This window comes from Pseudoxanthomonas sp. Root630, from assembly GCF_001427585.1.
GTDB lineage: Bacteria > Pseudomonadota > Gammaproteobacteria > Xanthomonadales > Xanthomonadaceae > Pseudoxanthomonas_A.
Genome location: NZ_LMGY01000019.1, coordinates 150,667 through 166,132, shown reverse-complemented (window position 1 = coordinate 166,132; position 15,466 = coordinate 150,667). Strand labels below are relative to the sequence as shown.

The 15,466-nt window shown below is 69.2% G+C and carries 15 protein-coding genes; 8 read left to right on the top strand and 7 right to left on the bottom strand.

Going from position 1 to position 15,466, the window contains the following annotated elements:
• Positions 1-76: 76 nt before the first annotated feature.
• Together ASD72_RS18565 and ASD72_RS18560 are read left to right on the top strand one after the other, a co-directional pair.
• The gene (locus ASD72_RS18565; protein ID WP_056881486.1) at positions 77-1,225 is read left to right on the top strand and encodes a glycosyltransferase family 1 protein; all 1,149 of its coding nucleotides are present in this window, start codon (positions 77-79) and stop codon (positions 1,223-1,225) included.
• 7 nt (positions 1,226-1,232) lie between these two features.
• Positions 1,233-1,754 carry a phosphatase PAP2 family protein gene (locus ASD72_RS18560; protein ID WP_056881485.1) on the top strand — a complete coding sequence of 174 codons (522 nt, stop codon included), beginning with the start codon at positions 1,233-1,235 and terminating at the stop codon, positions 1,752-1,754.
• A 10-nt stretch (positions 1,755-1,764) separates the two neighbouring features.
• On the opposite strand, the gene ASD72_RS18555 is transcribed toward ASD72_RS18560, so the two are convergent.
• The 7 genes from ASD72_RS18555 to creB form a co-directional block, all read right to left on the bottom strand.
• Positions 1,765-2,646 (bottom strand): carbon-nitrogen hydrolase family protein, encoded by an 882-nt coding sequence (locus tag ASD72_RS18555; protein WP_056881450.1) that lies wholly within the window; start codon positions 2,644-2,646, stop codon positions 1,765-1,767.
• Positions 2,643-3,248 (bottom strand): GNAT family N-acetyltransferase, encoded by a 606-nt coding sequence (locus ASD72_RS18550; RefSeq protein ID WP_056881449.1) that lies wholly within the window; start codon positions 3,246-3,248, stop codon positions 2,643-2,645. Before ASD72_RS18550 ends, ASD72_RS18555 begins: the two co-directional genes overlap by 4 nt.
• Before the next feature lie 58 nt (positions 3,249-3,306).
• Positions 3,307-3,618, bottom strand: a complete 312-nt coding sequence (locus ASD72_RS18545) for a hypothetical protein (RefSeq protein WP_056881448.1) — start codon at positions 3,616-3,618, stop codon at positions 3,307-3,309.
• A gap of 2 nt (positions 3,619-3,620) precedes the next feature.
• Complete coding sequence (locus ASD72_RS18540; RefSeq protein ID WP_155944738.1) at positions 3,621-4,106, bottom strand: hypothetical protein; 486 nt, start codon at positions 4,104-4,106, stop codon at positions 3,621-3,623.
• An 81-nt stretch (positions 4,107-4,187) separates the two neighbouring features.
• Positions 4,188-5,558, bottom strand: a complete 1,371-nt coding sequence (creD, locus tag ASD72_RS18535) for a cell envelope integrity protein CreD (RefSeq protein WP_056881484.1) — start codon at positions 5,556-5,558, stop codon at positions 4,188-4,190.
• Between the two features lie 90 nt (positions 5,559-5,648).
• Positions 5,649-7,088 (bottom strand): two-component system sensor histidine kinase CreC, encoded by a 1,440-nt coding sequence (gene creC / locus ASD72_RS18530; RefSeq protein ID WP_056881446.1) that lies wholly within the window; start codon positions 7,086-7,088, stop codon positions 5,649-5,651.
• Positions 7,089-7,091: 3 nt separating this feature from the next.
• On the bottom strand, positions 7,092-7,802 hold the full coding sequence (gene creB, locus ASD72_RS18525; RefSeq protein ID WP_081420456.1) for a two-component system response regulator CreB: 711 nt from the start codon (positions 7,800-7,802) through the stop codon (positions 7,092-7,094).
• On the opposite strand from creB, the gene rlmJ reads away from it, so the two are divergent.
• From rlmJ to mfd, 6 genes are all read left to right on the top strand, one after another.
• On the top strand, positions 7,801-8,658 hold the full coding sequence (rlmJ, locus tag ASD72_RS18520) for a 23S rRNA (adenine(2030)-N(6))-methyltransferase RlmJ (RefSeq protein ID WP_056881483.1): 858 nt from the start codon (positions 7,801-7,803) through the stop codon (positions 8,656-8,658). The two genes, creB and rlmJ, sit on opposite strands and share 2 nt — an antisense overlap.
• Before the next feature lie 67 nt (positions 8,659-8,725).
• Positions 8,726-9,679: a DUF808 domain-containing protein gene (locus ASD72_RS18515; protein ID WP_056881444.1), complete on the top strand. Its 954-nt coding sequence runs from the start codon at positions 8,726-8,728 to the stop codon at positions 9,677-9,679.
• A 55-nt stretch (positions 9,680-9,734) separates the two neighbouring features.
• Positions 9,735-10,283: a GNAT family N-acetyltransferase gene (locus ASD72_RS18510; RefSeq protein WP_056881443.1), complete on the top strand. Its 549-nt coding sequence runs from the start codon at positions 9,735-9,737 to the stop codon at positions 10,281-10,283.
• Positions 10,284-10,400: 117 nt separating this feature from the next.
• Entirely contained in the window at positions 10,401-11,450 is a 1,050-nt protein-coding gene (locus ASD72_RS18505) for a class I SAM-dependent methyltransferase (protein ID WP_056881442.1), read from the top strand.
• A gap of 19 nt (positions 11,451-11,469) precedes the next feature.
• Positions 11,470-11,742 carry a DUF4242 domain-containing protein gene (locus ASD72_RS18500; protein WP_056881441.1) on the top strand — a complete coding sequence of 91 codons (273 nt, stop codon included), beginning with the start codon at positions 11,470-11,472 and terminating at the stop codon, positions 11,740-11,742.
• 111 nt (positions 11,743-11,853) lie between these two features.
• Entirely contained in the window at positions 11,854-15,441 is a 3,588-nt protein-coding gene (gene mfd / locus ASD72_RS18495) for a transcription-repair coupling factor (RefSeq protein WP_056881440.1), read from the top strand.
• Positions 15,442-15,466: the final 25 nt, after the last annotated feature.

Genomic DNA, 15,466 nt, shown 5'->3' with positions numbered 1-15,466 from the left:
CGTCATCCAGCGGTAACGGCGCCGCAACACGCGCTACACATCGCGGCCCCAGCATGCGCAAAACGTGGAGCTGCGCATGCGCTTTGCCATCGTCACCGAGACGTACCCGCCGGAGGTCAACGGCGTCGCCCTCACCGTGCAAGGGCTGGAAACCGGCCTGCGCCAGCGCGGGCATGCCGTTTCGCTGGTGCGGCCGCGGCAGGCGGCCGACACCGGCACTGCGGTCGACGACACGATGCTGGTCCGCGGCGCCAGCCTGCCCCGCTACCCGGGCCTGAAGTTCGGCCTGCCCGCCACCCGGCGCCTGGTCGCGCTGTGGAAGGATTCCCCGCCGGATGCGATCTACGTGGCCACGGAAGGCCCCCTGGGGTGGTCGGCCGTGCGCGCAGCGCGCCGGCTGGGCATTCCGGTGGCCACCGGCTTCCACACGCGCTTCGACGAATACATGCGCGACTACGGCGCGCGCTTCCTCGAACACACGGCGCTGCGCTGGATGCGCCGCTTCCACAACGGCGCGCAGGCGACCCTCGTGCCGACGCGCGAGCTGGCGGACTTCCTGCGCTCGCAGGGCTTCCACCACGTGGTGCGGCTGGCGCGGGCGGTGGATGCCCAGCATTTCAGCCCGGCGCGGCGGGACGACGCCTTGCGGGCGCACTGGGGCCTGCAGCCGGACGACCTGGCCGTGATCTACGTGGGCCGCATCGCCGCGGAGAAGAACCTGGATCTGTCGATCCGCGCCTTCGACGCGATCCGGCAACAGCACCCGACGGCGAAGTTCGTGTGGGTGGGCGATGGTCCGGTCCGCGAGCGGCTGGCGCAGGAGCATCCGGACTTCATCTTCTGCGGCGTGCAGCGCGGTGAAACGCTGGCACGGCACTTCGCCAGCGGCGATCTGTTCCTATTCTCCAGCCACAGCGAAACCTTCGGCAACGTCACCCTGGAAGCGATGGCCAGTGGCGTGCCCACGGTGGCGTTCAACTACGGCGCCGCGCGCGAGCATTTGGTCGATGGCGTGCACGGTGCGGCCGTCGATGACGATGACGCGTTCATGGCCGCGGCCCGGCACCTGGCCGCCGACCCTGCGCTGCGTCGCGCGATGGGCGACGCCGGCGCTGTCGCGATGCGCGCCCTGCGCCCCGAACAGGTAGCCGCCGATTTCGATGCCCTGCTGTCCGACCTCGCCCTCACCCGGAGAAGCCACGATGCGTCCGCTGCTGCCGCGTAATGCGTTCATGGGCCGGGACACCGGCTGGTGCCTGCGGGTGAACCGCTGGGGCGAATGGAGCGGCGTGCGCCGCTTCTTCGCCATCGTCAGCCGCTTGGGCGACGGCGTGTTCTGGTACGTGCTGATGGCCGCCCTGATCGTGGCGCACGGCCTGGATGGCCTGGCCGCCTCCGCGCACCTGGCCGCCACCGGCGTGATCGCCCTGACGCTGTACAAACTGCTCAAGCGGTGGACGCGGCGCCCGCGCCCGTTCGCCTCCGACGTGCGCATCCGCGCCTGGATCGCGCCGCTGGACGAATTCAGCTTCCCGTCCGGGCACACGCTGCACGCGGTGGCGTTCACCCTGGTGGCGCTGGCGCATTACCCGGGGCTTGCGCCGCTGCTGATCCCCTTCGCCGGCTGCGTGGCGGCTTCGCGCGTGGTACTGGGCCTGCACTACCCCAGCGATGTGCTGGCGGCGACCGTGATCGGCACGGCCCTGGCGGGGCTGTCGATCTGGCTGGTGCCCGGGGTCAGCTTGTTGGGGTGATCGGAAAGCGTCAGCGCTTTTCCATCCGGGCGCGCGCGATCGCGGGCTGCAGCTGACCCGCCCAGTCCCGGTCGTTCGCCACTTGCGCATCGCTGCGACTGCGCGCCAGCGCGTCGATATCGAGATCAGCGAGCGCCCACACCTCATTGCCGGAGGTCTGCGTGACGATGCCGTCGGCAGGCAGTCCACGATCCATCGGCGCGAAGATCGCGGCCTCGCCGGTGTTGATGTCGAGCGCAGGACTCCACGCCGCCTCGCCCGCCGTCACCGACTGCGCCACGAACACGCGGTTCTCCAGCGCACGCGCCAGGCATCCCACGCGCACGCGGGTCGCGCCGGCCTCGGTATCGGTGCAACTGGGCACCAGCAGCAGGCGCGCGCCGGCTTCGGCCTGCGCGCGCACGGGCAGCGGGAACTCGCTGTCGTAGCAGACGGCCACGCCGGTACGCACACCGTCCAGGTCGAATACCTTCAGCGCATCGCCACCGTCGATGACGCCGAGGCCCTTTTCGAACCCCGTGAGCTGCAGCTTGTCCTGCCAGTGATGTGTGCCCTGCGGCGTGAACACGTCGCAGCGGTTGCGGTAGCGGCCATCGCCCTGCGCCAGCAGGAAGGTGCCGGCCACGACGTACATGTCCAGCGACGTCGCCAGCCGCGCATACAACGCCAACCAGTCCTCGCGATAGCGCTGGATCGCGCCCAGCGAAGCGTGCAGGTCGGCCCGGGTGGCGGCGTCGAACGTGGCCGCCAGCTCCAGCGACAGGTATTCGGGCAGCACGGCGATGCGCGCGCCCTGCGCGGCAGCCTCGCCGAGCACGGCCGCCTGGCGTTCAGCGAATGCGGCGAAACCGGCCGGCGCCTGGATCGGATATTTCGCGACCGCGACCTTCATCGTGCCGTCTCCAGCGGACGCAACCAGAACGTCAGCGCATGGTCGATCTCGCCCTGGCCGATCTCGTCCCACGGCAACCGCATCGTCATGCCGGGGCGCCGCTCGTAGCCGCGCTTGGCCCAGAACACGTCGTTGCCGCGATGGCCTGCGGGCCTGCGCGCATCACCGTCGTCGCGATCCACCGCACAGAACGCCGTCCACGCGAAGCGGCCCAGCGCACGCGCATGCGCTTCGCGATGGTCGAAAAAGGCATGGCCGATGCCATGCCCGCGATGGGCGGGCAGCAGCACCGATTCGCCGAAATAGAAGACGTCCTCGGGATCGATGTCGCTCTCGAGGAACGGCTGGCGGAAGACCGCCGTATCGTCCACCAGCGGCAGCCCGGTGGATGCGCCGATCACCTGCCCCGCCTCCATCGCCAGCACGAACACGCTTTCGGCCGAGCGCGCATAGGCATCGAGATAATCGCGCTCGAAGTCCAGGTCGCCTTCGTACAGGTACGGCCAATCGCGGAACACCGCCACGCGCAGGCGCGCGACATCGTCCAGCCAGGGCGTGATCTCCGGCCCGCGAAAGAGGCCGATGGTGTGCGAAGAGGTCATCCTTGAACTCTAGCGCACGCCATCGGCCGGGGCGAGACGACAGAGGCCCGATGCGGCGTCAGTCGTGCATGCGGTCCGCCTCCGCAGCCGCCATCACGGCCTCCTGCCGGTAACCTGCTTCCATCCACCGGCGCACCACGACGCTCGCAGGCACGGCCAGGCAGAACGCGACGACCAGGGGCAGGACCAGCACGTGGGCGAACATGCCTGCCGCCATGAAACTCAGGCATGCCCTCGCAACGCAGACAGCGCCTGCAAGCAGGACCAGGGGCTGTGCCGGCCGGTAGAAGAACCCTGCCGCCGCAGCGACCAGCGCGAGAGCGCCCAGCGGAAGTGCGAATACCACCACCGAACCCCACAGGAGCGTCATGCTCAGTCCCACCAGCTGTAGACGATGAGACGTTCGGCCGGCAACACCACCAGCCACGCACCGCCACGGGTATCGCGGGTGTAGTAAGCACCCTCCTGCCACGCGGCACTCAACCTGCGGCGCATGCCGGGACCGATGTCCGCATGGGCGATGCCGGGCCACAGGCCTGAGGCGTCATCCCATTTGCTCCAGGTGTCCGGCAACGGCGAGGGTCGCCAGGCCTCGTAGCGCGTCGGCCCGCGCGAGGACAGCACGCCGCGCGACGTGGTGGCGCCATCGAAGTACGCCAGCCCATCACGCTGGATCGCAGTGGCCGCGGGGTCGGACAGTTCCAGCACCACCGCGCCGTGCGATTCGCAGCGCAGCAGCAGACCGAACAGCAGGCATTGCAGCTGCCCGGGCGACATCGCGAAGCGCTGCAGGCCCGAGGTCTCGACCACCGATGGCAGCAGTTGCTGGGCACGGTGGTAGATGCGTACGCGATTCATGGTCCAGCCTGCCGCGAGCACGAGGAGGAAGGCCGCGAGCGCGACCTTCCCCCGTGAACGACGCACGCTGCCCGCCATGGGTCAGCGCAGTTCCGTGCCGAGCGCATACCAGTCCACCTTGCGGGTCACCCACATGATCACGGCGAGGATGCCGAACAGCAGCAGCGAACCCATCAGCAAGGCGTTGTCTTCGGAGACCAGCAACCCGTAGAGCACGCCGTACAGCAAGGTCAGCATCGTGGCGAAGCCTGCCGCGCGCAGCCAACTCTGGAGTACGCCCGACAGATAGACGAACTGCAGTCCGATGCAGGCCGCCGCCGACACCAGGTAGGCCTGCCAGAACGCGATGTGCTCCGAGAGGCTCAGCAGCAACAGGAAGAAGATCGCCAGTGCCAGGCCGACCAGCAGGTATTGCAGCGGATGGATAGGCAGCCGCTTGATCAGTTCGAACAGGGCGAAGCCGACGAAGGTCAGCACGACGAACAGGATGCCGTACTTGCTGGCGCGGTCGGCCTGCGTGTAGACGTCGATCGGATCGACCAGGCCGACGTGCAGCGCATCGACACTGCTGCTCAGCGGGGCCGCCAGCACGCGCCCATCGACGACGCGGTCGGCGCGCGCATCCTGGCCGTCCTCGCCGCGCAGCTGTTTCTGCGCATTGCTGGCCAGCGAGGAGATCTTCCAGGTGGCGTTGAAGCCGGACCCGCTGACTTCACTGCTGGGCGAATAGCCTTCGAACTTCGGATGCGGCCAGTTCGACTTGATGCGGATATCGTTGTTGTCGCCCAGCGGCACGACCGACAGCGATTCGGTGCCCTTGAGCAGCAGCTTCATGGCGACCTGCTGGCCTGCCACCCGGCCCGCCGCGACCGCCGGCAATTCGGCATGGATGCCATCCAGGCGTGCCCCCAGGTAACCCGTACCGGACTTCAGCGGCAGCGCCGCGCCATCCACCTTCAGCTCGGGCGTACCGGCGACACCGCGCACGTCGGAGATGCCGAACACGAGATACGGCGTGCCGTACTGCCGCTCCGCCCCGGTCGCCGCCGGTCCCGGCAGTGCGGAATCGAACGCGGCCTCGAGGTCGGCATGCCATTCGTAAACCCGCACCTTGTACAAGCCTACGGCGCGCTCTGAAGGCTCAAGGCGTCCGGTGACGCGCAACGTCTTCGGCATCTGCATCAGGTGGCCCGCGGTCTTGTCTTCCCGCAGGCGCTTGATGCCCTTGTCGTCCAGCCATTCGATCCGGCGGATTTCCGTCCATGGCACGACCCGGATCGGTCCGGTCAGGCGCTGCTTGCCGGCGGTGCCTTCGATGACGCGCTCGACGGCCTGGTGCCGGTAGGCCTCGCGCTCCTGGATGGTGCCCCGGATCATCATCAGGGGAATGAGCAGCAGCAGGACCAGCCCGCCGATGGTGAGGAAACGCAACAGCAATTTCAGTGACTTCATGTCGATGCCCCGGTTGGATACGCGGTGCATCGTCCGGTGCCCGTGTGCAACGGGCCGGAAGCCTGTTTGAAGGCTGTGTGAAGTGCGGCCTCAGACCGCCGGCAGCGACAGGATGGCTTCGGCGCCGCCGTCGGGCCGGTTGTGCAGCGTGGCTTCGCCGCCGTGCAGGCGCATCACCTCGCGTACGAACGGCAGGCCCAGGCCGGAACTGCGCTGGCCATTGTCGGGACGCGGCAACGAATAAAAGCGCTCGAACACGCGCTCGTGCGCATAGTCCGGCACGCCGGGACCGCGGTCGCGCACGATGAAGCGCACCTGGTCCGCGTCGGACTCGACGGCGAGTTCGACCGCCGCGCCCGCCGGCGAGAAGGCGATGGCGTTGTCCACCAGGTTGCCCAATGCGCGACGCAACAGGAAGCCGTCGCCCTCCACCGCCCAGCTTCCCTGTACCGGAGCTGTGACGACCTGCACACCGCGTGGCGTCAAGCGGTCGTCCACCGCCTGCACGACCTCGTCCGCCAGCGTGGCGGCATCCACGCGTTCGCGGCGCTGCAGCCAGCCATGCTGCTCGACTTCCGCGAGTGCCAGGAGCTTGTCGATGGTTTCGGTCAGCCGCTGTTCCTGCGCCTGGATGTTGCGGGCGAAGCGCTCGCGGTCCGCTTCCGGCAAGGGCTCCTGCAGCAGCTCGGCGGCACCGCGGATGGCGGCCAGCGGGCTCTTCATCTCGTGGGTCAACGACTGCACGTACTGCTCCACGTAAGCCTTGCCGGCCAGCTTGCGGCGCATCGTCTCCAGCGCGCGGCCGAGGTCGCCGATCTCGTCGGCGCGCGGGCGCGGTGGCGGCACCGGTTCGCCCGCGCTGACGGCTTGCGCATAGCGATTGAGGCCGCCGATGCCGCGCACCAGCCACCAGGTCATCAGCACGCCGATCAGCGCCGAGATGCCGATCAGCCACGCACCGCGCAGCAGGATGCTGCGCTGGCTGGCGACGATGAAGGGCTCGATGCTGCGGTTGGGTTGCGACAGCGTGAGCACGCCCAGCAACGTGCGGCGGTCGCCCGGATCGTAGATGGGCGCGGCCACGTGCATCACCGTGTGCGCGGTGTCCCCGGGCGTCTCCGCGCTGGAGCGCGCGCCGTACTCGCCACGCAGGGTGCGGTAGACGTCGTTCCAGCGCGAGTTGTCGCGTCCGACGTCGCGCCCCTGCGAATCGAACACCACCGTGCCGCGGGCATCGGTGACCGTGACCCGGTAGTCCACGGTGCGCTTCTGGAAGCGCCACACCCAGGCTTTCGGGTCGCGCTGCTGCGCCAGCGCCACGTGGCGCGCGAACGCGCCGTCGGCGATGCGCCCGGCCTTGAGATCGTCGGCGGCCACTTCGGCCAGCAGGTTCGCGGCGTCGACCAGGGTGGATTCCATGGCCTGGCGCACGCCGGGCTTCACCTCGTTGACGAACACGCGCATTACGAAGAACGCGGCGATGCCGACGATGAGGAAGAAGCCGAGGACGAGCTTCAGCCCGAGCCGCACCGGTCAGGCCTCGACAGCGTAACCCAGGCCGCGATGGGTGCGGATCGGGTCAGGGTCGGCGCCGGCCGCGCGCAGCTTCGCGCGCAGGGTCTTCACGTGCGTGTCGACGGTACGGTCGGCGCTGTCGGCGTCGCTGTCCCAGCCACGGTCCATCAGCTGCGCGCGGCTGAGGATGGCGCCGGGACGCTGCAGCAGCGCATCCAGCACGGCGTACTCGTAGCGGGTCAGGTCGAGCACCTGCTGGCGGAAGCGGATGCGATGGCCTTCGCGATCGATGGCGAACGCGCCACGTGCGACCCACTCGCCCGCCGCCTGCGCCGTGCCGCCCCCCGACCGGCGCAGGCGCGCCCGCACGCGGGCGACCAGTTCGCGCGGCGAGAACGGCTTGGTGACGTAGTCGTCGGCGCCCAGTTCCAGGCCGAGCACGCGGTCGATTTCGTCGTTGCGGGCGGTGAGGAAGATCACCGGTACGTCGCTGAAGCCGCGAAGTTCGCGGCAGACGTCGAAGCCACTGGCGTCGGGCAGACCGACGTCGAGCACCACCACGTCCACGCCACCGGCGCGCACGCGCGGGGCGACCTCGCGGCCGAGCAGGCAGTGGTCGGCCTCCAGGCCTTCGCTGCGCAGCGCATACAGCACGGCATCGGCGATGGCGGTTTCGTCTTCGGCAATCAATACGCGCGGCATGGCGCAAGCATATATGCTGCGCGCCATGAATTACCGCCACGCCTTCCATGCCGGCAACCACGCCGACGTCCTCAAGCACATCGTCCTGCTGGCGATGGTCGATGCGCTGAAGCGCAAGGACGCGCCGTTCTTCGTGCTGGACACGCACGCCGGCCGCGGCCGCTACCTGCTGGGCGGGGCGGAAAGCCGCAAGACCTCCGAGGCGGACGAGGGCGTGTTCAAGCTGGGCGGCGTGCCCCGCCTGCCCGAACTGGCCGAGCGCTATCTGCGCGCGGTGCAAGCCAACAACCCGGTCGGCGCGCTGGTCGCCTACCCCGGCTCGCCCTTGCTGGTCGCGCAGGCGATGCGTGCACAGGACCGGCTGGCCGCGTGCGAACTGCAGCCTGAGGAAGCGGCGGCGCTGAAGGACGTGTTCGGCCATGACGAGCGCGTGGCGGTGCACGCGCGCGATGGCTACGCGGCGATGAAGGCGCTGCTGCCGCCCCGTGCGGGCAGCCAGCGGATCGCCCGCGGCCTGGTGCTGATCGATCCGCCGTACGAAGCGCAGGATGCCGAGTACCCGGCCATCACCGCGGCCCTGCGCGATGCGCTGGAGCGGTGGCCCGCGGCGACTTACGCCGTGTGGTACCCCATCAAGCAGCGGCGCAGCCTGCTGCCGTTCTTCCGCAAGATGGCGGCCCTGCCCTCCAAGGGCGCCTTCGTGGCCGAACTGCAGGTGCGTCCCGACGATTCGCCGCTGCGCCTCAACGGCAGCGGCATGCTCGTCATCAATCCCCCGTGGCAACTCGACAAAGCGTTGGCGCCGGTCCTGCCGGTGTTGGCGACGAGCCTGGGCGAAGCGGGTGCCAGCCATCGGCTGGAGTGGCTGCGCGCGGCGAGCTGACGCGCACGGCACCGCCACGGGCCTGTGCGAGAATCGGCCCTTCCCCACGACGACCCAGACTTCCTCCATGGCCGGATCCAGCCTGTTCGCCCTGATCGACGACATCGCCACCCTGCTGGACGACGTGTCCGTGATGACGAAGGTGGCCGCGAAGAAGACGGCGGGCGTGCTGGGCGACGACCTGGCGCTCAACGCCCAGCAGGTCACGGGCGTGAAGGCCGACCGCGAGCTGCCGGTGGTGTGGGCGGTGGCGAAGGGCTCGATCGTCAACAAGGCCATCCTGGTGCCGGCCGCGCTGGCGATCAGCGCGCTGGAAACCTGGCTGCACGGGCGCGGCTACAACATTCCGCTGGTGACGCCGCTGATGATGATCGGCGGCGCCTTCCTCTGCTTCGAGGGCGTGGAGAAGCTGGCCCACAAGTTCCTGCACAAGGGCGAGGACGAGCAGCAGCATGCCGAGCGCCTGGCCGCGGTGCAGGACGCGAACGTCGACATGGTCGCGTTCGAGAAGGACAAGATCCGCGGCGCCATCCGCACCGACTTCATCCTGTCGGCCGAAATCATCGTCATCTCGCTCGGCACGCTGGGTGGCCGCACGTTCCTGGAGCAGGTGCTGACCCTGGTCGCCATCGCCGCGATCATGACCGTGGGCGTGTACGGCCTGGTGGGCGGCATCGTGAAGCTGGACGACGCCGGCCTGGCGCTGACCTCCGATGCGCGCGACAGCGCCTGGGCGCGCTTCAAGCGGGCCTTCGGGCGCGGCATCCTGCACAGCGCGCCGTACCTGATGAAGTTCCTCTCCATCGCCGGCACCGCGGCCATGTTCCTGGTCGGCGGCGGCATCCTGGTCCACAGCATCCCGGCGCTCCACCACGTCATCGCGCCCTATGCATTGAAGGGTGGGTGGGGCGTACTGTGGGAAAACCTGTTCAACGCCGGCGTGGGCGTGGTGGCGGGCGCGGTCATCCTGGCCGTGGTCACGGCAGTCCAGCGCCTGCGCGGCAAACGCCACGCCGCCTGAACCGCATGCCCGACGGCCCTCGCCGCCTCTCCGGATTTCATGCGAGCATCCGCCCATGACCGCGCCGAAACGCCTGCCGCCCTGGCATGAACACTTCCGCCTGCCCAGCGGACGCGAATTGCTGATCCGCCCGATCCGCCCGGAGGACGCCGGCCCCATCCAGGGCGCGTTCGGCCTGCTCGGGCCGGAAGAGATCCGCCAGCGCTTCCTGTACGCGCTGAAGGAGCTGACGCCGGACATGGCGCAGCGCCTGACCCATCCCGACCCGAACACCGAGTTCGCGCTGGTCGCGGCCGAACCGCTGCCACCGGGCGAGGCACTGGTCGGCGCCGTCGCACGCGCCTCGCTGGTGGCGCGCACGCGCGATGCCGAATTCGCCATCCTGGTCAGCCACTTCATCGCCGGCCAGGGCCTGGGCCGCCACCTGATGCGGAAACTGGCCAAGTGGGCGCGCTCGAAGAAGCTCGACCGCCTCTACGGCGACGTGCTCGACAGCAACGAGCCGATGCTGCAGCTCGCCCAGTCGCTGGGCTTCAAGCGCGTGCGCGAGGCCGACAGCGCCGGCCTGGTACGCGTGGTACTGGATCTCAACGAAGAACCCTGAGGCCGCCACGCGGCCTGCTGTTCCGATCAACGGCCATTCCGCTCCGCCCCACCGGGGTAACCTGCGCGTCGGGGAGCTGGCGGCAGGCCTTGCCGTGTCCCGGCAAGGTGCCTCCCCATGGACAGCCCCGAAGACCGACTCAATGCCTTCCTCGGCCATGCCGTAGGGGATCTGGGCGCGGCCATCAGCGCCACCCTGATGCTGGTCGGCGATCGCCTCGGCCTGTATCGCGCCCTGGCGGAATCTCCCGCCACCCCCGCCGAACTCGCCGAGCGGACCCGCACCCACGAGCGCTACATCCGCGAGTGGCTGGCCAACCAGGCCGCGGGCGGCTACGTCACCTACGATGCCGCGACGGGGCACTACGCGCTGGATGACGCGCAGCGGCTGTGCCTGGCCAGCCCCGACAGCCCGGTCGACCTGGCCGGCGCGTACTACATCGTCGAAGCCGCCTTCCATGCCCTGGAGCGCACGACCGACAACTTCCGGACCGGCCAGGGCATGGAATGGGGCGAACACCATGCATGCCTGTTCCATGGCACGGAACGCTTCTTCCGCGCCGGCTACCACGCCCACCTAATGACCGAGTGGCTGCCTGCGCTCGACGGCGTGGTGGACAAGCTCTCGCAGGGCGCCCGCGTGGCCGACGTGGGTTGCGGGCACGGGGCGAGCACGCTGCTGATGGCGAAGGCGTTCCCGCGTTCGCAGTTCATCGGCTACGACTACCACGCCGACTCGATCCGCACCGCCAACGAACGCGCGCGGGCGGCCGGCGTCAGCAACGCGCACTTCGCTGTGGCCGATGCGGTCGGCTACGAAGACGAAGGCCTCGACCTGGTGGCGTTCTTCGATTGCCTGCACGACATGGGCGACCCGGTGGGCGCTGCCCGGCATGCCCGCCAGGCGCTCCGTCCCGACGGCCACTGCCTGCTGGTGGAACCCTTCGCTGGCGACGCGGTGCAGGACAACCTCAATCCGGTGGGGCGCGTGTATTACGGCGCGTCGTCGCAGATCTGCGTGCCGGTCTCGCTGGCGCGCCATGGGCCGGCGCTCGGGGCCCAGGCCGGCCAGGCACGCCTGCAGGCGATCATGACCGAAGGGGGATTCGGACGTTTCCGGCGCGCGACGCAAACGCCGTTCAACCTGGTACTGGAAGCCCGCCCCTGACCCCGCCGAGGAGACCCCCATGCCCCGCTACCTGATCGAACGCGACATAGAGGGGGCCGGCCTGATGACGCCGGCCGAGCTGAAAGCCGTTTCGCAGAAGTCCTGCGGCGTGCTCGCCGACCTCGGCCCGCAGGTGCAGTGGGAACACAGCTATGTCACCGACGACAAGGTCTACTGCGTCTACCGCGCAGCCAGCGAGGCGCTCGTGCGCGAACACGCGATGCGTGGCGGTTTCCCCGCCAACCGCATTTCGCCGGTGGTGGCGATCATCGACCCGTTGACCGCCGAATGAGGCATCGCGCGCGGCGGTGAAGGCTGCGCCCCGCGGGCCTGTTGGTACACTGCACATCCCTTTGCGCTGGGCACCCCACGGTGTCCGGCGCTGCTGCTGTTTTGTGCACCCATGACCGACGCCGACAATTCCGCCCCTCCCGCTCCCCCGCTGCCGCGTGGCGGCCAGTCGCGCGCCTGGTGGCGCGCACCCGCTTCGCCGACCGCGCTGGCCTGGTCGATCGCCGCGGCCGCGCGTGCGCACGACGGCCCCGTGTTGATGGTGGCGCGTGACAACCACGAAGCCCACCAACTGGAAGCCGACCTGCACACGCTGCTGGGCGCTGCGAGCGACCTGCCGGTGGTGCCTTTCCCGGACTGGGAGACCCTGCCCTACGACCAGTTCAGTCCGCATCCGGACATCGTGTCGCAGCGCCTCTCGGCCCTGCATCGCCTGCCGACGTTGAAGAAGGGCATCGTGGTGGTGCCGGTGCAGACGCTGATGCAGCGCCTCTCGCCGCTGCGGCACATCGCTGGCGGCAGCTTCGACTACCGCGTGGGCCAACGGCTGGACTTCGATGACGAGAAGCGCCGGCTGGAGGCCGCCAGCTACCGGCACGTGCCGCAGGTGCTGGACCCGGGCGACTTCGCCGTGCGCGGCGGGCTGCTGGATGTCTACCCGATGGGTGCCGATGCGCCGCTGCGCATCGAGTTGCTGGACGACACGGTCGACTCGCTCCGCCACTTCGACCCGGAGAGCCAGCGTTCGCTCGATCGGGTGGAATCGGTGCAGTTGCTGCCCGGCCGTGAAGTGCCGCTGGACGAGCGCTCGGTGGAGCGCGCGATGACGCTGCTGCGCGACCGCTTCGACGTGGACACGCGCCGCAGCGCGCTGTACCAGGATCTGAAATCGGGCCTGGCACCGGCGGGCGTGGAGTACTACCTGCCGCTGTTCTTCGACGCGACCTCGACGCTGTTCGATTACCTGCACGCCAACACGCTGCCGGTGCTGACCGACGGTTTCGGTGAAGCAGCGGAAGCGTTCTGGGCGCAGACGCGCAACCGCTACGAGCAGCGCCGCCACGACATCGAGCGCCCGCTGCTGCCGCCGGACGAGCTCTACCTGTCACCGGACGGCCTGCGCGAGCGGCTCAACCAGCAGTCCCGCGTCGATGTGTGCGGGCCGCAGCACAGCCGCCACGCCGACGCCCTGCCGCTGGGCGACCAACCGTTGCCGCCGCTGCCCGTCGCGGCGAAGGATGCGCCCGCCGGCGAAGCGCTGAAGTCGTTCCTCGGTCACTATCCCGGCCGCGTCCTGATCGCCTCCGATTCGCCGGGCCGGCGCGAGGCGCTGCTGGAAGTGCTGCAGGCGGCGGAACTGAAGCCGACGGTCGTCGCGGACTTCAGCGTATTCCTCCCTGCTCCCGCCGGGAGAAGGTGGCGCGCAGCGCCGGATGCGGGTGCAGCGAAGACCTCGGCAGCAGAACCACCGCGCACGTCCCGCACCCTCTCCCCGACCCCTCTCCCGGAGGGAGAGGGGCTTCCACGCTTCGCCATCACCGTGGCGCCGCTGGAAGACGGCTTCGCCCTCGACGATCCGCGCATCGCGGTGCTCACCGAGCGGCAGCTGTTCCCCGAGCGCGCCACCCAGGCGCATCGTCGCAAGCGTACCGGCCGCGAGCCGGAAGCCATCATCCGCGACCTCGGTGAACTGACCGAAGGCGCGCCCATCGTCCACGAAGACCACGGCGTGGGTCGCTATCGCGGCCTGATCGCGATGGACGTGGGCGGGATGCCGGGCGAGTTCCTGGAAATCGAATACGCCAAGGGCGATCGCCTGTACGTGCCGGTCGCGCAGCTGCACCTGATCAGCCGCTACTCGGGCGCCTCGCCGGAGACCGCGCCGCTGCATTCGCTCGGCGGCGAAGCCTGGGCCAAGGCGAAGAAGAAGGCGGCCGAGAAAGTCCGCGACGTCGCGGCGGAGCTGCTGGAGATCCAGGCGCGCCGCCAGGCCCGCGCCGGCCTGGCGCTGCACGTGGACCGGCCGATGTACGAGCCGTTCGCGGCTGGTTTTCCGTTCGAGGAGACGCCCGACCAGCGCGCGGCCATCGAAGCGGTGCTGCGCGATCTGCAGTCCAGCCAGCCGATGGACCGCGTGGTCTGCGGCGACGTCGGCTTCGGCAAGACCGAAGTCGCGGTGCGCGCGGCCTTCGCCGCCGCCAGCGCCGGCAAGCAGGTGGCGGTGCTCGTACCGACCACGCTGCTGGCCGAGCAGCATTACCGCAATTTCCGCGACCGTTTCGCCGACTGGCCGTTGAAGGTCGAGGTGCTGTCGCGCTTCAAGACCGCCAAGGAAATCAAGGCGGAACTCGACAAGCTGGCCGAGGGCAAGCTGGACGTCATCGTCGGCACCCATCGCCTGCTGCAGCCGGACGTGAAGTTCAAGGACCTCGGCCTGGTGATCGTGGACGAGGAGCAGCGTTTCGGCGTGCGTCAGAAGGAAGCGTTGAAAGCGCTGCGCGCCAACGTCCACTTGTTGACGCTGACCGCCACGCCGATCCCGCGCACGCTGAACATGGCGATGGCCGGCCTGCGCGACCTGTCCATCATCGCCACGCCGCCGGCCAACCGCATGGCGGTGCAGACCTTCGTGACGCCGTGGGACGACGCGCTGTTGAAGGAAGCTTTCCAGCGCGAGCTGTCGCGTGGCGGCCAGGTGTACTTCCTGCACAACGACGTGGAGAGCATCGGCCGCATGCAGCGGGAGTTGCAGGAACTGGTGCCCGAAGCCCGCATCGGCATCGCCCACGGGCAGATGCCGGAACGCGAGCTGGAACAGGTGATGCTGGATTTCCAGAAGCAACGCTTCAACGTGCTGCTGTGCACGACGATCATCGAATCGGGCATCGACATCCCGAACGCCAACACCATCATCATGAACCGTGCCGACAAGTTCGGCCTCGCGCAGCTGCACCAGCTGCGCGGGCGCGTCGGTCGTTCGCACCACCGCAGCTACGCCTACCTGGTGGTACCGGACAAGCGCAGCATCACCGCCGACGCGCAGCGCCGGCTGGAAGCGATCGCCTCGATGGACGAACTGGGCGCGGGCTTCACCCTCGCGACGCACGACCTCGAGATCCGCGGTGCCGGCGAACTGCTGGGCGAGGACCAGAGCGGCCAGATGGCCGAGGTCGGCTTCAGCCTGTACACCGAGCTGCTGGAGCGTGCCGTGCGTTCGATCCGGGCCGGCCACCTGCCCGACGTCGACCTGGGCCAGGAGCGCCGCGGCGCCGAGGTCGAATTGAACGTGCCCGCGCTGATCCCCGAGGACTACCTGCCCGACGTGCATACCCGCCTGACCCTGTACAAGCGCATCAGCAGCGCGCCGGAGAAGGACGACCTGCGCGACCTGCAGGTGGAGATGATCGACCGCTTCGGTCTGCTGCCCGATCCCGCGAAGTACCTGTTCGCCACGGCCGAATTGAAACTGGCGGCGAACGGTTTGGGCATCCGCAAGCTGGAGCTTGGCGAGCACGGCGGTCGTATCGTGTTCGAGAGCAAGCCGAACATCGACCCGATGGCGGTGATCCAGCTGATCCAGAAGCAGCCCAAGCTCTACACGATGGACGGCCCGGACAAGCTGCGGATCAAGGTACCGCTGCCCGACGCGCCGGATCGCTTCAATGCCGCCAAGGCATTGCTGGCCACGCTGGCGCCCTGATGATGTCCTTCGCCTCGCCCGCCAT